Below are 13,762 nucleotides of genomic sequence, written 5' to 3' on the forward strand. Positions count from 1 at the left end.
TTAATTCAAAGGCACCACTCGCAATACTTCCTCTAATGTGGTCATACCTTCAATCACTTTACGAGCACCTGCAATACGCAAAGGTTCAACACCTTCTTTTTTTGCCTGTGCTTTTAAGTCATTCAATGTGCCATTGGCACTGATAATCGACTTTAACTCTAAACTTACAGGCATGAATTCATAAATTCCGACACGACCTTTGTAACCTGTTTGACGACAAACTTCACATCCAACTGCCTTATACATAGTCTCTGGCATATCCATCATATAATCAAAGGTCAGATGCTCCCATTGTTGCTCATTCATCTGTGTTTGTTGTTTACAATGAGGACAAAGTTTACGCACTAATCGTTGCGCCAAAATGCCTAAAATAGTGGCTGCTGTCAAAAATGGTTGAATACCTAAGTCATGTAAGCGTGTAAGACTTGAGGGTGCATCGTTAGTATGTAAGGTTGATAAGACCAAGTGACCTGTTAAAGCCGCTTGAATCGCCATATTTGCAGTATCATGATCTCGAACCTCACCGATCATAATAATGTCTGGATCTTGGCGCATTAAAGCACGTACGCCATCAGCAAAACCAAGTTCAATATTTGGGTTGACCTGCATTTGATTAAAACTTGGTTCCAACATTTCAATTGGATCTTCAATCGTACAGACATTGACTTGTTCGGTAGCTAATTGCTTTAAAGAAGAATATAAGGTTGTGGTTTTCCCCGAACCTGTTGGTCCTGTGACTAAAATGATGCCATGACTATGCTGCGTTAGTTGCTGCCAACTGTGTAGTAAATGCCCTTCAAATCCCAACTGTTGAAAACTACGTACCAATACCTCAGGATCAAAAATACGCATAACCAACTTTTCACCAAAGGCGGTTGGTAGTGTTGATAGTCTCAGTTCAGTTTCTTGTCCTTTTGGGGTACGCGTTTTTAAACGTCCATCTTGAGGTTTGCGTTTTTCAGCAACATTCATACGACCAAGAATCTTAATACGAGAAACAACAGCAGTAAGTGTATTGGCTGGCATGTTGTAAATCGTGTGCAAAACGCCATCTATACGAAAACGCACCTTACCTTTGTCTTTGCGTGGCTCTAGATGGATATCACTTGCACCTTGTTCAAAGGCAAACTGCAATACCCAATCTACTAATTTCACTATATGTTGATCGTTGGCATCGGGATTTTGTGTATCACCGAGTTGTAATAGCGCTTCTACACCTTTGTTATCTCGATCAAATGAGGTCGTACTTTGTGATGAGTTGACTGCTCGACTAACTTGATAATACTCAACAATATAGCGTTGTAATTGTTCAGGGCTCAATAAAACTTTTTCGATTTTACGAGGTGCTAAACTTCGCTCTAAATTGTTCAACCATTCTGTTGTAAAGGGCTGATCCGTTCCAATTAAAATCCTATCCGTTTGGACTTCAACAGCTAAAATATGATTTCTAACGGCAAACTCTTGTGACATCACACTTGTCAGTGCTGCAACATCTGCTTTTAGTGGATCAATCACAAATAGCGGAATTTCTGCTTTTTCTGCTAACCATAGACACAAACGATTCAAGGTTAAAGTATTTGGTACATTTAACTGATCTTTTAAGTTGAAGCTCGCAATCCATTGCAACGGATGCCATTTCAACTGATCCTTTTGACGATGAGTGGTTTGAATAAGAAGCTTATCTCTTTCTGTAATTCGCCCATCTTTTTGTAGTTGCTCTAAACACCACGTTACATCAATCGTAAATGAAAAGTTTGCAAATTTCGCCTGCGCTTGCATAACCGTTTGTTCCCCAAAATTATGAATCATTTATATTTTTAAGTTTGTTTGCTCTACATTTATAACCGTGACATTCTGATCGTCCACAGTAAAACGAATATTCACTTCAGCAAAACACATTCCATAGACTCGCTCTGCATCATTTTGATACGCAGGTCGAGGATCTAAAGATAACACTTGTTCTAGTTCATCAAGTACTTTTTTATTCAAAATAGATTGCTTCAATAATTGGCTTTGTTGTAGTTGAGCATTTTGCGTCCAAACCACAACTTTTCTCGATGGCTCATCTTGGGCATAACCGCTGATTGAATCCTGAATCGCATCCGAGTATTGGATATATGGTTTGATGTCTAAAATTGGTGTTCCATTTAATAGATCACTACCTGAAACATAAAGCCGTATAGATTTGCCAATTTTTTCTACTCTTTTAAATCGTACTACCGATAAACCAATTGGAGCTGGACGATACATACTTCGTGTAGCGAAAACACCTATTTTCTGGTTGCCTCCAAGTCTTGGCGGTCGCACTTGTGAACGAAATTTAGACATTTGATTCAAAGAGTTATCAGAATTTTTATTTTCATGGAACTGCCATAACAACCATAAATGGCTAAACTCCTCAATTCCCTCAAATGCTAAAACATCATTGTAAGGCTCGATCATTTCAATATAGGACTCAATCTCAACTAAGTTTGGTTGTCTTGGAATACCAAATTTCTCTCGATAAGGAGAGTTCATGTAACCGATTATCGGCATCACTATAGACTCGTTCATCACTTTTTCTTATAAACACAATTAAATATATTCAGTTTATCGAGAATGATTTTAGATTAGAATAGCAATCTGTTTCTTTTAACTGTGATCGAGACCTTTAATGGCTGCTTTTAACGTTGAACGCATTACTCATGTTCACCACTGGAATGACACACTTTTCAGTTTTAAAACGACACGCGATACAAGCCTACGTTTTAAAAATGGTCAGTTTGTGATGATCGGTCTTGAAGTGAATGGTAAGCCTTTAATGCGCGCTTATTCGATCGCGAGTGCAAATTATGAAGAAGAACTAGAATTCTTCTCGATTAAAGTACAAGACGGTCCATTAACTTCTATTTTACAAAAAGTACAAGTGGGCGACGAAATTCTTATTTCTAAAAAGCCTACAGGCACTTTAGTACATGATGATTTATTACCAGGTAAAAACTTGTACCTTTTGTCTTCTGGTACTGGTCTTGCACCATTCCTTTCACTTCTCCGTGATCCAGAGACTTATGAAAAATTTGAAAAAGTGATCATGGTACATGGTACACGTTATGTATCAGAGCTTGCTTATCAAGATTTGATTTTAAATGAATTACCAAACCATGAGTTTTTCGAAGAGTTAGGTATCAAAGATAAATTAGTTTACTACCCAACTGTTACTCGTGAACCATTCCACACTCAAGGTCGTGTTACGACGGCAATTGAAACTGGCGAATTATTTGAGAAAATAGGTTTACCACGTTTCAATCGCGAAACTGACCGCGCAATGCTTTGTGGTAGCCCTGCTTTTCTAAAAGATGTTGCTGCTTTACTTGATCAACATGGTTTAGTCGAATCTCCACGCATGGGGGTTATGGGTGATTATGTAATCGAACGAGCTTTTGTCGAAAAATAATTTTAACTGCATAAAAAAACCGAGGTGATTACCTCGGTTTTTTAATTTTAAATAAATAACAATTAAGAATATATTCACATTAACCATAATAAAATAGTTTATTAAGAAATGCTTAATATATTATGCAGCATCTAGATTAATGAGTTTTTCAATATAATACCAACATTCCTCTATCTGAGCATGATCTTTATTCACTTTGGCATAAGCCGTCATTCCATCCAATATATTTATATACATAGATGTTAATACATGAGGTTGATAAACTTTCGCTTTTTCAAATAAATCTTCGAGCAATGTCATTAACCACTCTCGATAAGCAACAATAGGACCAATAATAGATGGATACTGTTGCAATATTTCAAGTGATGCTTTTTGAAACATACATCCATGAAAGTCATCTGAGTTAAACCATGCTAAATGCCAAAAATAAACTGCTTTGATTTTTCCTAAGTAGTCATCTTCATCTTTTAAACTGATTTCACTTTCAATAGCCTTTTGGATACTTTTATTCCGACGTGACAAACACTCTTCTATCAAGTTCTCTTTCGATGGAAAGTACTTATAGAAGGTCATCTTGGCAACGCCGGATTCACTTATGATACGATCCACCCCAACTGAGCTGTAGTTATAGCGGTTAAAGAGATTCAGAGCCGTTGCAATAATATCTTCTTTTTTTGACATTTTATTATCCTTTTAGAATTCTATCAAAAAACTTAATGCATTATTTAGACATAGTTAAGCTGGTGATTTCTGGCAACTATGTTAATTTATATTCTTTTAAGAACATTCTAGAAAATATGAAATTTTTCTTTATTGTCTCACCTTATAAATTAAGCAAAAATTGAATAACAAACAAGATCATTTGTAAAAAAATTTTTCTATTTTAAAAAAATTAAAATATATAGTGAAGTATATCACCTTTTGCTAAAATTTAGGTTAATTAATAAACTATATTTATATTTTTTAGATTGCTTAATAAATTGATTTCACAAAAAAATCATTTTATATTTAAATTATCCAATAAAAAGATATTTGGTTGAACTAATAGTTATATTCAAAAGCAACCAAAGTAAATCTAAACTATATAATTGGAAAAGCAATAATATTAATTCATTGAGTACAAAACTATGCCAAAACAATTTGAAGATTTTGATAACCCAAGACAGAAAGCTATAGACGGAATGAAAAATAGTATTTCTGAAGAACAATGGAACAAGAATGTTAAATTTCTGAGTGATTTAAGAGCAGAAATTTCCAATCATCCTGTTTCAAAGCATCCTGCTATCCAACTGCTAAATGATGGTTTAATAGATAAAGAAACACTAAAACACATTCATTTAGAATATCGTCATGCCATTGTTCAAGTATTCACTGATGCTTTATTAATGGCTCAATTCCAAACTAAGCAACTTGAACCACGTTTGTTATCGGGTTCAAAAATGTTTCCACGCTTTTTACTCAATCTAAACATTCTTGACGAATTTGGTTTCCGTCCAGCCCTAGACAAAGATGGATACTATTCAGGTAATCCTCAATACGCTCATTATCCACTGTTTGAAGATGTTCTAAATGAGTTTGATCTAACTCAAGCAGAGCGCAATAACTATCAACCTTCAATTATTGCTCAACAAGTTCGTAACTATTTAGAAGAGTCATTTGATCGTTATCATGCAGTAGCTGCTCTGTTGGCTGTGGCTGAAGAAGAAGTTATTTTATTTAGCCCTGCTTTACGTCAAGCAACAAGTGCCGTTGGCTTCGATGTTGATAGCGGTTATTACTTTGTGCATGGCGTTTCTCATGATGAAACTGCGGAAGCAGCTGATGATGATCATGAAGATGACTTATGGTTTGTTCTGGCTCAAGCTTGTGTAGAATCTGACTACAGCTCGATTCGTCAAATCTGTCTAGAATATTGTGACTTATGGCAACAATTTTGGGATGAGCAAATTGTTAGTTATCAGTATGAAGCATTTCGTAAATTGGCTTAAATTTAGAAAAGAACCTTCTCTATTTTTGTATAGAGAAGGTTTTTTAAACTTAAAATATAAGTGATCTATGAGCCGCTACGCCTGCCATCGTACCATCACCAACAGCGAGCGAAACTGACCCACCTAAACGGGCTACATCCCCACAGGCAAAAATACCCATTTCAGAAGTTTCTTTTAATGCATTGGTTTTAATCATTTCACCCATAATATTTTGTTCAATTTCACAGCCTAATTTATAGATCCAATCTTGCGAAATCAGACATTTACTGGTTACAAATATGCCATCCATCTTCATTTTGCTGTCATCTTCTAAAACAAGGGTTGATTGCTCGATAATTTCCTTAATCGGTCTATCTTCAATGCTAACTCCCCTTGCTATTAATTGCTCTCGCACCTCATTTTCAATTGACTGATTGTTTAAAAAAAATGTAACACTTCCCCAGTCTGGTAACATCATCGCCATATGTGCTGAATGCTCTGAACTTGCAATTAGTCCAATGCTGCCTTGATTCAACTCATAACCATGACAATACGAGCAATGAAAAATAGTTTCGCCCCACCTCTCTACTAAGCCTTTAATATAAGGTAATTGATCAGTCACACCCGTTGCGATTATGATTTTCTTAGCAATTACCGCATGCGTAGCATCAATACAAATATGAAATTGATCATCTTTTTTTTCAATCCGTTTTACCGACCCATCTTGCCAAGCTACAGTTTCATATTGCAATAATTGCTGTTTACCGATTCTCGCAATTTCTGTAGCGTCAGTACCATCTTGAGTTAAAAATCCATGTGAAAACTTGGCAAATCGATTTCTTCTTTGCCCCGCATCAATCACGACTATATTTTTTCTAGCTCGGGCTAATGGTAATCCAGCTGCCAATCCCGCATAGCTACCACCAATGATTGCCACATCATAAATCATACCAACACCATTAAGTAACTTTTAAAGTTACATTAATGCTTTTCATTTTAATTTGCAACTTTTAATGTTACATTAATGTTTTATTTATGCTGATTCTGTTATGCGTACTGATAGTAAACTTTCTCGGATGCTTCATGTTCTGCTTCATATGTCGAGAAACAATAAAATTTTTACTTCTGATGAAATTGCTCTGATGTTATCAACTAATCCTGTGGTGGTCAGGCGTACTATGGCTGGTTTAAAAAAAGCCGGTTTTATTCAATCCGAGAAAGGACCTAAAGGTGGTTGGTTACTGATTAGTAATTTAGAGAACATTACTTTATTTGATATTTACAATGCTGTAGGTGAACCCACAATATTTGCAATCGGAAATGAAAGAGACAATCCAAACTGTGCAGTTGAACGAGTGGTCAATGCAGCCTTAGATGATGCTATGAATCAAGCACAATTGATTTTATTGTCAAAATTAAAGTCCACTACCCTCGCCGATCTTGCTTTGCAATTTGATCAAATTTGCAATAAAGAATTACATCATTGAAATTTAAAGGTTATACAAGTCTTTTTATAAGATTGAAATAAGTTAAATATTCAAATTTGATCAAAATCACACTATCATTTACTGTACAATTCAACTTTCTCATGTCTGATTTTTCTAATATGTTATCGCAACTTGATGTCAATTTACTGGTTCTGTTAATTTTATTAGGCTTCGGCGTTTTTAGTCAAAACACTGCAATTATTATAGCAATTGGCGTTTTGATCGTTATTAAACTCACACCTCTCGCTGAATTTTTCCCTTATATACAACAACATGGTCTCAATATCGGCATTATTATTTTAACCATAGGTGTTCTTGCTCCGATCGCAAGTGGAAAACTCAGCGGTGAGAGCATTTTAAAATCATTTATTAGCATTAAATCTTTACTAGCAATTGCTGTTGGTCTCTTAGTCGCTTGGTTAGGTGGTCGTGGTGTAAAACTTATGACACACCAACCTGATGTTGTAGCTGGATTATTAATTGGAACGGTTGCAGGCGTTGCGCTTTTACGTGGCGTTCCTGTAGGTCCGCTCATCGCTGCTGGAATATTATCTTTGTTGATTGGAAAGTCCTAATTCAAAAAATGTTTTGAGATTTAGATTGATCAAAGGGCTACGGCGAAAGATTTTTTTCCGCCGCCCCTAATTAAATATGCAATTTTATTTATCGATCGTAATACATCGCTCTCTTTTGTGAAAACTTCTCTAATTGTTTGAGAAAACCTTCAAAGTAATTTTTTTGTTTGTCTTCGGTTCGATAACCAGCGTACAAAGTACGTCTTAAACCTTTTTCTGACACACAATCCAATCGACGGCTGACGACCCAACCTTTTTGCTCATATTCATTCACCACCCAATCTGGCAACGCTGCAATACCTCGACCACTCGCAACCAACTGAATTAACATCTGAGTCAAATCAGTAGTTCGAATATGCTTTGGTTGAATATTTTCAGGAATAAATAAATGCGCCATGATATCTAAACGATGCTTATCAACAGGATATGTAATTAAGGTTTCTTCCGCCAAGTCTTGTACTGTAACGTGTTCTGAGCGCACTAATGGATGTGTATTGGAAAGCACTAAACGAGATTCATATTCAAAAATTGGAAAGTATTCAATATCTTTTAATGCAATTGGATCCGCTGTAATCAGTAAATCAAATTCAGCATTTTGTAATAACTCATGCGGATTAGACTCAAAACCTGCTGCAAAGTCTAAGTCAACATCTGGATATTGTTGACGATATTGATTAAGTAGAGGCATTAACCAATCAAAACAGCTATGACATTCAGATGAGAAAATTATGCGTCCAGTTTGACCATGTACAATCCGAGTAATATCCGATTGAGCGATTTGCACTTGTGGCAATATATCATCTGCCAACTTGAGTAGGCGCTCACCTACATTTGAGAAGCTGACAGGACGGCTACGACGATTCACTACCTCAACCCCATACCAGTGATCTAATTCTTTTAACTGATGTGAAATAGCTGATGGCGTAAGACACAAATCCGAGGCAGCAGCGACTAATGAGCCGTGCTCTCTTAAAGCATGAAGTGTTTTTAAATGACGAAGTTCTAACACAAGCCAAACCAAAATTGAATTTATTTCATCTTATCATTAAATTAATGAGTTTGTCTCACCAAGAATAATATTTGATTATTGCATTAACATTCATGCTTTAAAAATATATAACGCCTTAGTCGTTTAATGCTCAGTTAATTGTCAGACTGTTAAAATTGTACTGCTTATTAAAAAAAATTCAGTTAGAGCTGAGAACATTTCATTAAATTGAAACCCTCCAAGTATTTAAAACTTTTACAATAGATGATTCACTTTTCAAACATTGCTGATATGACACAACAAAGTCAAAAGACACTTGAACGCCAAATGCTCACGCTACCTGAAGGGCATAAAAAACTGTTGCTGCATTCATGTTGTGCGCCATGTTCAGGTGAAGTCATGGAAACTTTAATAGAGTCAGGCATTGAGTTTTCGATCTTTTTTTATAACCCAAACATTCATCCTGTGAAAGAATATTTGATTCGTAAAGAGGAAAATATTCGATTTGCCGAGAAGCATAATATTCCATTTATCGACTGTGACTACGACACTGACAACTGGTTTGCCCGTGCCAAAGGCATGGAAAATGAGCCTGAGAAAGGTATTCGCTGCACCATGTGTTTTGACATGCGCTTTGAACGCACAGCGCTGTATGCCTTTGAAAATGGCTTTAGCCTAATCAGTAGTTCGCTCGGCATTTCACGCTGGAAAAATATGCAGCAAATCAATGACTGTGGTTTACGTGCAGCGGAGCATTATCCAAATATTCAATATTGGGATTATAACTGGCGCAAATATGGTGGCGCGGTACGTATGCTTGAAATCAGTAAGCGAGAAGAGTTCTATCAACAAGAATACTGTGGCTGTGTCTATTCACTCAGAGATAGCAATCGCTGGCGTATGAGTAATGGTCGTGACCGTATCCAATTAGGTGTGAAGTTTTATAGCAATGCAATGGATGATGAGTCAAATTAGGCGAATTAGTAATTTTTAAGAATTTGTCTAAATACAAGGCTAACTCATTTGAATTAGCCTTTTCGTTTCTTAATTTACAGCAACGCTGATAATACTATAGAACTGATTGCTTGGCTTTTGCTTCGCGTCAACCGCCTCACTAACTTCAATCAGATACTCACCTGCTTTTGCAAATATCAAGTCAGCACTACCATCCGCGGCTGTTTTTAAACTAATACCTTGCTTGTCAGTTGCACCTTTAGCACGAATGATCACATTAGCATGAGCCAATGCTTGATTCGATTTAGATGCCTTAATTTTGACGGTTTGATTGGATTTTAGCTCACTAGGATGTGTTAAAAAGTCAACTTGAATCGGAGCTGTACTTGCTTGAACAGGTGTGTTCTTGTCTTTAGACACGTAAGTCAATAATGTCCATTCACGAGTAATTTCAACAGGCGTAATTTTTTTCGATTTTAAGTCAGAAGGAATAACAAAATCACGTTCAGCTTTGGCAGGTGCTTTGTCTGCTGGCATATCAAAGAACATTTTCCATTCTTTTTGATCTTGTACATATTTCAATGGATAACTAGCGCTGGTTTTAATGCTATAAGTTCCAGCTTCAGGCAATTTTAAATCAAATACGGTTGCCGAACCCAATTTAGACTCTGCTGCAACTGTGGTTTTGGCATTATTTGGGCTAGTCACTTCAAATTTCGCATCTTTTAGTGCATATTCACTTTGCAAAGCTTCTTCTGCATAACCTGAAATAATAGCGACTTGGGTTTGTCCAGTGGTATATGCGAGCGGTGCGACATAGGGTTCATGAGCAAAGCTAAAACCTGAAACAAGCAGTAATGAACTGATTAATAATTTTTTCATTTTATTTCCACCCTTTGAATATCTTCATTTAAACGTCTGCTTTGCATTATACATAAATGAAAATAATTATCATTCAAATTATTTTCTAATAAGCTATATTTAAAAATTGATTAAGATAAAATTGTGTTCCATTTCACCTTTTTGAAAGCAAGTTGAATATAATACGATGGCACTTTTAGACTACAAGTTATATGTCCTCACCAAACTCGCCCTCACACAATTATTCTCTATTCCTTGTTATTTTCTCCCTTGCTGTTGGTAGTTTCTGTATTGGTACGACAGAATTTGTGGCAATGGGGCTGATTCAGGAAATTGCCACTGATTTAAATGTCAGTGTTCCGCATGCAGGCTATTTCATTAGTGCTTATGCACTTGGCGTGATGGTTGGCGCCCCTATTATTGCAATATTGGGAGCAAAAGTACCCCGTAAGACACTTTTGTTGAGTCTGATGCTTTTTTATGGGTTGGCAAATGCGGCAACAGCTTTTGCAACCACCTCTGAAACTATGCTGATTTCTCGCTTTATTGCAGGTTTTCCACATGGTGCATACTTTGGTGTAGCAGCATTAGTAGCGGCTGAATTGGCTGGAAAACAACGTCGCGCAACCGCGATTGCCCAAGTCATGATGGGTCTAACGATTGCCAATGTGATCGGCGTACCAATTGCTACATGGTTGGGTCAACAATTTGGATGGAAATCAGGTTTTGAATTTTCTGCTGCAATTGCATTTTTCACACTGATAGGTGTCAGTCTATTTGTACCCAATATTCCATTACAAAAAACTGCTAGCATTAAAGCTGAATTGGCAGGTTTAAAAAATATCAATATGTGGCTCACTCTTGCCGTGGGTGCGATTGGATTTGGTGGGATGTTCTCTGTATATAGTTATGTTTCACCGATTTTGACTGAATATACACATGCCGATATCCGTGTTGTTCCTGTAGCTTTAGCTATTTGGGGAGTCGGCATGGTGATTGGTGGCTTAGTCGCTGGATGGTTAGCAGATAAAAGCCTATTTAAAACCATGATTGGAATTTTAGTGAGTTCTGCACTCGCGTTTGTAGCAGCAAGTTTTATGATGTCTAATCTCTATACCGCAATTACAGCACTATTTTTGATTGGCTTTACCGTCATAGGATTAGGTGGTGCATTGCAGACTCATTTAATGGATATCGCAGGTGATGCGCAGACCTTAGCCGCTTCGCTAAACCATTCAGCATTTAACTTGGCAAATGCACTTGGTGCATTCTTGGGCGGTTGGGTGTTGAGTCATAATATGGGGTGGTTAGCACCGATCTGGGTTGGCTTTGTATTAAGTTTAGGTGGCTTAGCCATCTTATTAATTGCTTTGGCTTATGCTAAATATTCAAAGAAAAGTGAATCTGTCATTTCTTAAAGGCAGATTCATCGCTTTGTCTATGACTACATTAACTTTGCAATTTGTCGATCATGCCATCGAGATAACAACAGTAAGGCTGTGATCGACCCAATCAGTGCAAAGAACATATCTGATTGCGTATCCCACTCATCACCTTGCGTTCCCAAAAACTCTTCTGCACCTTGCCCTAAAGACAATGCCGCCACCCATTCAATCAATTCATAACTGGCACTGATTGCCAATAGAATACAGATCACAATGAAACTGAGCATTTTGCCTTTGGCTAGAATATGATTACGAATCAGAATTTCACGTGCAACCATTGTTGGTACAAAGCCCTGCATAAAATGCCCAAGCTTGTCATAAGGATTTCGATCCAAACTAAACCATTGCGCTATTTCGAAACCCAAAGGCACACGTGCATAGCTATATGCCCCACCAACAATTAATACAATCGCATGTGAGAAAATAAGCACATACAAAATCGCAGTCAGTGGAAAAGCTTTATATGTGGCAAATAATAACGGTAGCACAATCAATACTGGCGTGACTTCAAGCCACCAAGTGATTCGATCAAAAGGTTGTATGCCAGAAATCACTAATAAAATGACCAGAATCATCGTACCAAAGCATAAAAAACAAAAACGCATTAGCTTATATATGTATTGTTTATTTCATAGCATCATATAAAAAATCTAAAGACAATGCTTCGGAGATTGATTATAAAATGTCTAAATTGCATCTCTATTCAATTCATCTATCTACATTTTTTTAAGATGCTTGATGATAAATTGTACGAAGACTCAGCGTAAATGAGTTACTTTATGTCAAATTTTTCGTTATTACATAAGAATAAATAACATAGGCTTGCACTTAAGCATTCAATTTCATCATCCATTTCAAACTATTCAGATAGTTTTTCCCCACAATGCGGGCAAAACCGATATTGTTTGTTTTCTTGCTCCTGATCTTCAATTAACTTTTCTCGAACCAATTGCATAATAATTTCATGCGTTTGCTCTTTAGGCAAGCCCACTTTTTTTCTAATCCTTTCAATTTCATCTTGGTCATGCAGCAAGTCTAGACCTTTGGCTTGCAAAACTTCACGGAATTCTTGCTCAAGTCTTTGATTACGTTGATTCAATTCATTTGCTAAACCAGAAGCTAAAATACCAGCTGGTAAAGCAGCGATACCAACACCAAGAATAGTAATAAATGCGCCTAGTATCCGACCTAAATTGGTCACAGGTGTGACATCGCCATAACCCACTGTAGTCAAAGTAACCACTGCCCACCACATTGCTTGCGGTATCGAACTAAATACCTCAGGTTGAGCTTTATTTTCTACTACATATATTGCAGAAGCTGTCATCACAATCATAATGAATAAGATAAAAATAACTGCTTGGAATGATCCTTTTTCGCGTTGAATGACGCGTAAAAGAATTTGTAATGACACAAAATAACGCGTTAGTTTGAGTAACCTCACTAAACGCAGAACACGTAAGAAACGCAAATCAATCGGCACAATGAAGTTTAAATAGGCAGGTAAAATTGCCATCAAATCAATTATTGCACCGCCACTTTTCATCCACTGTATGCGTTGCTTCCAAGCAGATTGAGTTGGGTCTTTTTCAGCAATACTCCAAAACCTAAGAAGGTATTCAGCACTAAAAATGAAGATCGAAAGATTTTCGAAAATATTGAAGTAAGGCTGGTACAACTTATAGACTTCATTGATTGACTCTAATAATACCGCTGCAACATTGCCAATAATCAAAGCAATCAATAAATAATTTATACAAATACTAATCTTACTTTTATACTCATCGTCGTGGAGAATGTTATAAACAAAACGTCTTGATTGCTGTAATGAAAATTGAGTCATACCATACTTATTATTTGATCAAGCAAGTTGAAAATGTAGCATGTTGCTCAAAAATTTAATAAGAGATTTTGTTCCCAATAGCTATTTCCTTTTATACAAGCAAATCATTTGTCTATTCACTGCCTAATATAACGCTGTTTCAACAAAACTCTCTTTGCAGTTCGACGTTCTCTTCAATGATAATAAAGACTTAGTAGCTATTTTCTTTA

General features: G+C 36.5%; 14 protein-coding genes. 6 read left to right on the forward strand and 8 right to left on the reverse strand.

What is annotated here, in order from left to right:
• Both NGC85_RS09195 and tsaA read right to left on the reverse strand, forming a co-directional pair.
• Window positions 1–1,779, reverse strand: a complete 1,779-nt coding sequence (locus tag NGC85_RS09195) for a GspE/PulE family protein (RefSeq protein WP_254805576.1) — start codon at window positions 1,777–1,779, stop codon at window positions 1–3.
• 30 nt (window positions 1,780–1,809) lie between these two features.
• Entirely contained in the window at window positions 1,810–2,535 is a 726-nt protein-coding gene (gene tsaA, locus NGC85_RS09200; protein WP_254805577.1) for a tRNA (N6-threonylcarbamoyladenosine(37)-N6)-methyltransferase TrmO, read from the reverse strand.
• A gap of 118 nt (window positions 2,536–2,653) precedes the next feature.
• Between tsaA and NGC85_RS09205 the strand changes: the two genes are divergently transcribed.
• Window positions 2,654–3,433, forward strand: coding sequence for a ferredoxin--NADP reductase (locus NGC85_RS09205; protein ID WP_005053688.1), 780 nt, complete (start codon window positions 2,654–2,656; stop codon window positions 3,431–3,433).
• Window positions 3,434–3,553: 120 nt separating this feature from the next.
• On the opposite strand, the gene NGC85_RS09210 is transcribed toward NGC85_RS09205, so the two are convergent.
• The gene (locus NGC85_RS09210) at window positions 3,554–4,114 is read right to left on the reverse strand and encodes a TetR/AcrR family transcriptional regulator (RefSeq protein WP_005053686.1); all 561 of its coding nucleotides are present in this window, start codon (window positions 4,112–4,114) and stop codon (window positions 3,554–3,556) included.
• A 446-nt stretch (window positions 4,115–4,560) separates the two neighbouring features.
• Between NGC85_RS09210 and NGC85_RS09215 the strand changes: the two genes are divergently transcribed.
• Window positions 4,561–5,421 (forward strand): iron-containing redox enzyme family protein, encoded by an 861-nt coding sequence (locus tag NGC85_RS09215; RefSeq protein ID WP_254730446.1) that lies wholly within the window; start codon window positions 4,561–4,563, stop codon window positions 5,419–5,421.
• A gap of 49 nt (window positions 5,422–5,470) precedes the next feature.
• Here NGC85_RS09215 and NGC85_RS09220 read toward each other — a convergent pair whose 3' ends face one another.
• The gene (locus NGC85_RS09220) at window positions 5,471–6,349 is read right to left on the reverse strand and encodes an NAD(P)/FAD-dependent oxidoreductase (protein ID WP_254730449.1); all 879 of its coding nucleotides are present in this window, start codon (window positions 6,347–6,349) and stop codon (window positions 5,471–5,473) included.
• 100 nt (window positions 6,350–6,449) lie between these two features.
• On the opposite strand from NGC85_RS09220, the gene NGC85_RS09225 reads away from it, so the two are divergent.
• Together NGC85_RS09225 and NGC85_RS09230 are read left to right on the forward strand one after the other, a co-directional pair.
• On the forward strand, window positions 6,450–6,887 hold the full coding sequence (locus tag NGC85_RS09225; protein ID WP_254730452.1) for an Rrf2 family transcriptional regulator: 438 nt from the start codon (window positions 6,450–6,452) through the stop codon (window positions 6,885–6,887).
• 119 nt (window positions 6,888–7,006) lie between these two features.
• Window positions 7,007–7,462: a DUF441 domain-containing protein gene (locus NGC85_RS09230; RefSeq protein ID WP_254805578.1), complete on the forward strand. Its 456-nt coding sequence runs from the start codon at window positions 7,007–7,009 to the stop codon at window positions 7,460–7,462.
• An 88-nt stretch (window positions 7,463–7,550) separates the two neighbouring features.
• Here NGC85_RS09230 and NGC85_RS09235 read toward each other — a convergent pair whose 3' ends face one another.
• Window positions 7,551–8,471, reverse strand: a complete 921-nt coding sequence (locus tag NGC85_RS09235) for a LysR family transcriptional regulator (protein WP_005053678.1) — start codon at window positions 8,469–8,471, stop codon at window positions 7,551–7,553.
• A 306-nt stretch (window positions 8,472–8,777) separates the two neighbouring features.
• On the opposite strand from NGC85_RS09235, the gene NGC85_RS09240 reads away from it, so the two are divergent.
• Window positions 8,778–9,425 (forward strand): epoxyqueuosine reductase QueH, encoded by a 648-nt coding sequence (locus tag NGC85_RS09240; RefSeq protein WP_171065933.1) that lies wholly within the window; start codon window positions 8,778–8,780, stop codon window positions 9,423–9,425.
• Between the two features lie 69 nt (window positions 9,426–9,494).
• Here NGC85_RS09240 and NGC85_RS09245 read toward each other — a convergent pair whose 3' ends face one another.
• Window positions 9,495–10,286, reverse strand: coding sequence for a DUF4198 domain-containing protein (locus tag NGC85_RS09245; RefSeq protein WP_005058705.1), 792 nt, complete (start codon window positions 10,284–10,286; stop codon window positions 9,495–9,497).
• A 191-nt stretch (window positions 10,287–10,477) separates the two neighbouring features.
• Between NGC85_RS09245 and NGC85_RS09250 the strand changes: the two genes are divergently transcribed.
• Window positions 10,478–11,683, forward strand: a complete 1,206-nt coding sequence (locus NGC85_RS09250; RefSeq protein ID WP_254730454.1) for an MFS transporter — start codon at window positions 10,478–10,480, stop codon at window positions 11,681–11,683.
• Window positions 11,684–11,709: 26 nt separating this feature from the next.
• On the opposite strand, the gene NGC85_RS09255 is transcribed toward NGC85_RS09250, so the two are convergent.
• Both NGC85_RS09255 and NGC85_RS09260 read right to left on the reverse strand, forming a co-directional pair.
• Complete coding sequence (locus NGC85_RS09255; RefSeq protein WP_254730457.1) at window positions 11,710–12,315, reverse strand: DUF2238 domain-containing protein; 606 nt, start codon at window positions 12,313–12,315, stop codon at window positions 11,710–11,712.
• 254 nt (window positions 12,316–12,569) lie between these two features.
• Window positions 12,570–13,553: an ion transporter gene (locus tag NGC85_RS09260; protein ID WP_254730459.1), complete on the reverse strand. Its 984-nt coding sequence runs from the start codon at window positions 13,551–13,553 to the stop codon at window positions 12,570–12,572.
• Window positions 13,554–13,762: the final 209 nt, after the last annotated feature.

Source organism: Acinetobacter sp. Z1 (assembly GCF_024296945.1).
Taxonomy (GTDB): Bacteria; Pseudomonadota; Gammaproteobacteria; order Pseudomonadales; family Moraxellaceae; genus Acinetobacter; species Acinetobacter beijerinckii.

Coding starts and splice junctions, on each gene's coding strand:
- NGC85_RS09205 (WP_005053688.1), top strand. CDS start 2,654: ATGGCTGCTTTTAACGTTGAACGCATTACTCATGTTCACCACTGGAAT.
- NGC85_RS09230 (WP_254805578.1), top strand. CDS start 7,007: ATGTTATCGCAACTTGATGTCAATTTACTGGTTCTGTTAATTTTATTA.
- NGC85_RS09210 (WP_005053686.1), bottom strand. CDS start 4,114: ATGTCAAAAAAAGAAGATATTATTGCAACGGCTCTGAATCTCTTTAAC.
- NGC85_RS09215 (WP_254730446.1), top strand. CDS start 4,561: ATGCCAAAACAATTTGAAGATTTTGATAACCCAAGACAGAAAGCTATA.
- NGC85_RS09245 (WP_005058705.1), bottom strand. CDS start 10,286: ATGAAAAAATTATTAATCAGTTCATTACTGCTTGTTTCAGGTTTTAGC.
- NGC85_RS09220 (WP_254730449.1), bottom strand. CDS start 6,349: ATGATTTATGATGTGGCAATCATTGGTGGTAGCTATGCGGGATTGGCA.
- NGC85_RS09255 (WP_254730457.1), bottom strand. CDS start 12,315: ATGCGTTTTTGTTTTTTATGCTTTGGTACGATGATTCTGGTCATTTTA.
- NGC85_RS09250 (WP_254730454.1), top strand. CDS start 10,478: ATGTCCTCACCAAACTCGCCCTCACACAATTATTCTCTATTCCTTGTT.
- NGC85_RS09240 (WP_171065933.1), top strand. CDS start 8,778: ATGCTCACGCTACCTGAAGGGCATAAAAAACTGTTGCTGCATTCATGT.
- NGC85_RS09260 (WP_254730459.1), bottom strand. CDS start 13,553: ATGACTCAATTTTCATTACAGCAATCAAGACGTTTTGTTTATAACATT.
- NGC85_RS09225 (WP_254730452.1), top strand. CDS start 6,450: ATGCGTACTGATAGTAAACTTTCTCGGATGCTTCATGTTCTGCTTCAT.
- NGC85_RS09195 (WP_254805576.1), bottom strand. CDS start 1,779: ATGCAAGCGCAGGCGAAATTTGCAAACTTTTCATTTACGATTGATGTA.
- tsaA (WP_254805577.1), bottom strand. CDS start 2,535: ATGCCGATAATCGGTTACATGAACTCTCCTTATCGAGAGAAATTTGGT.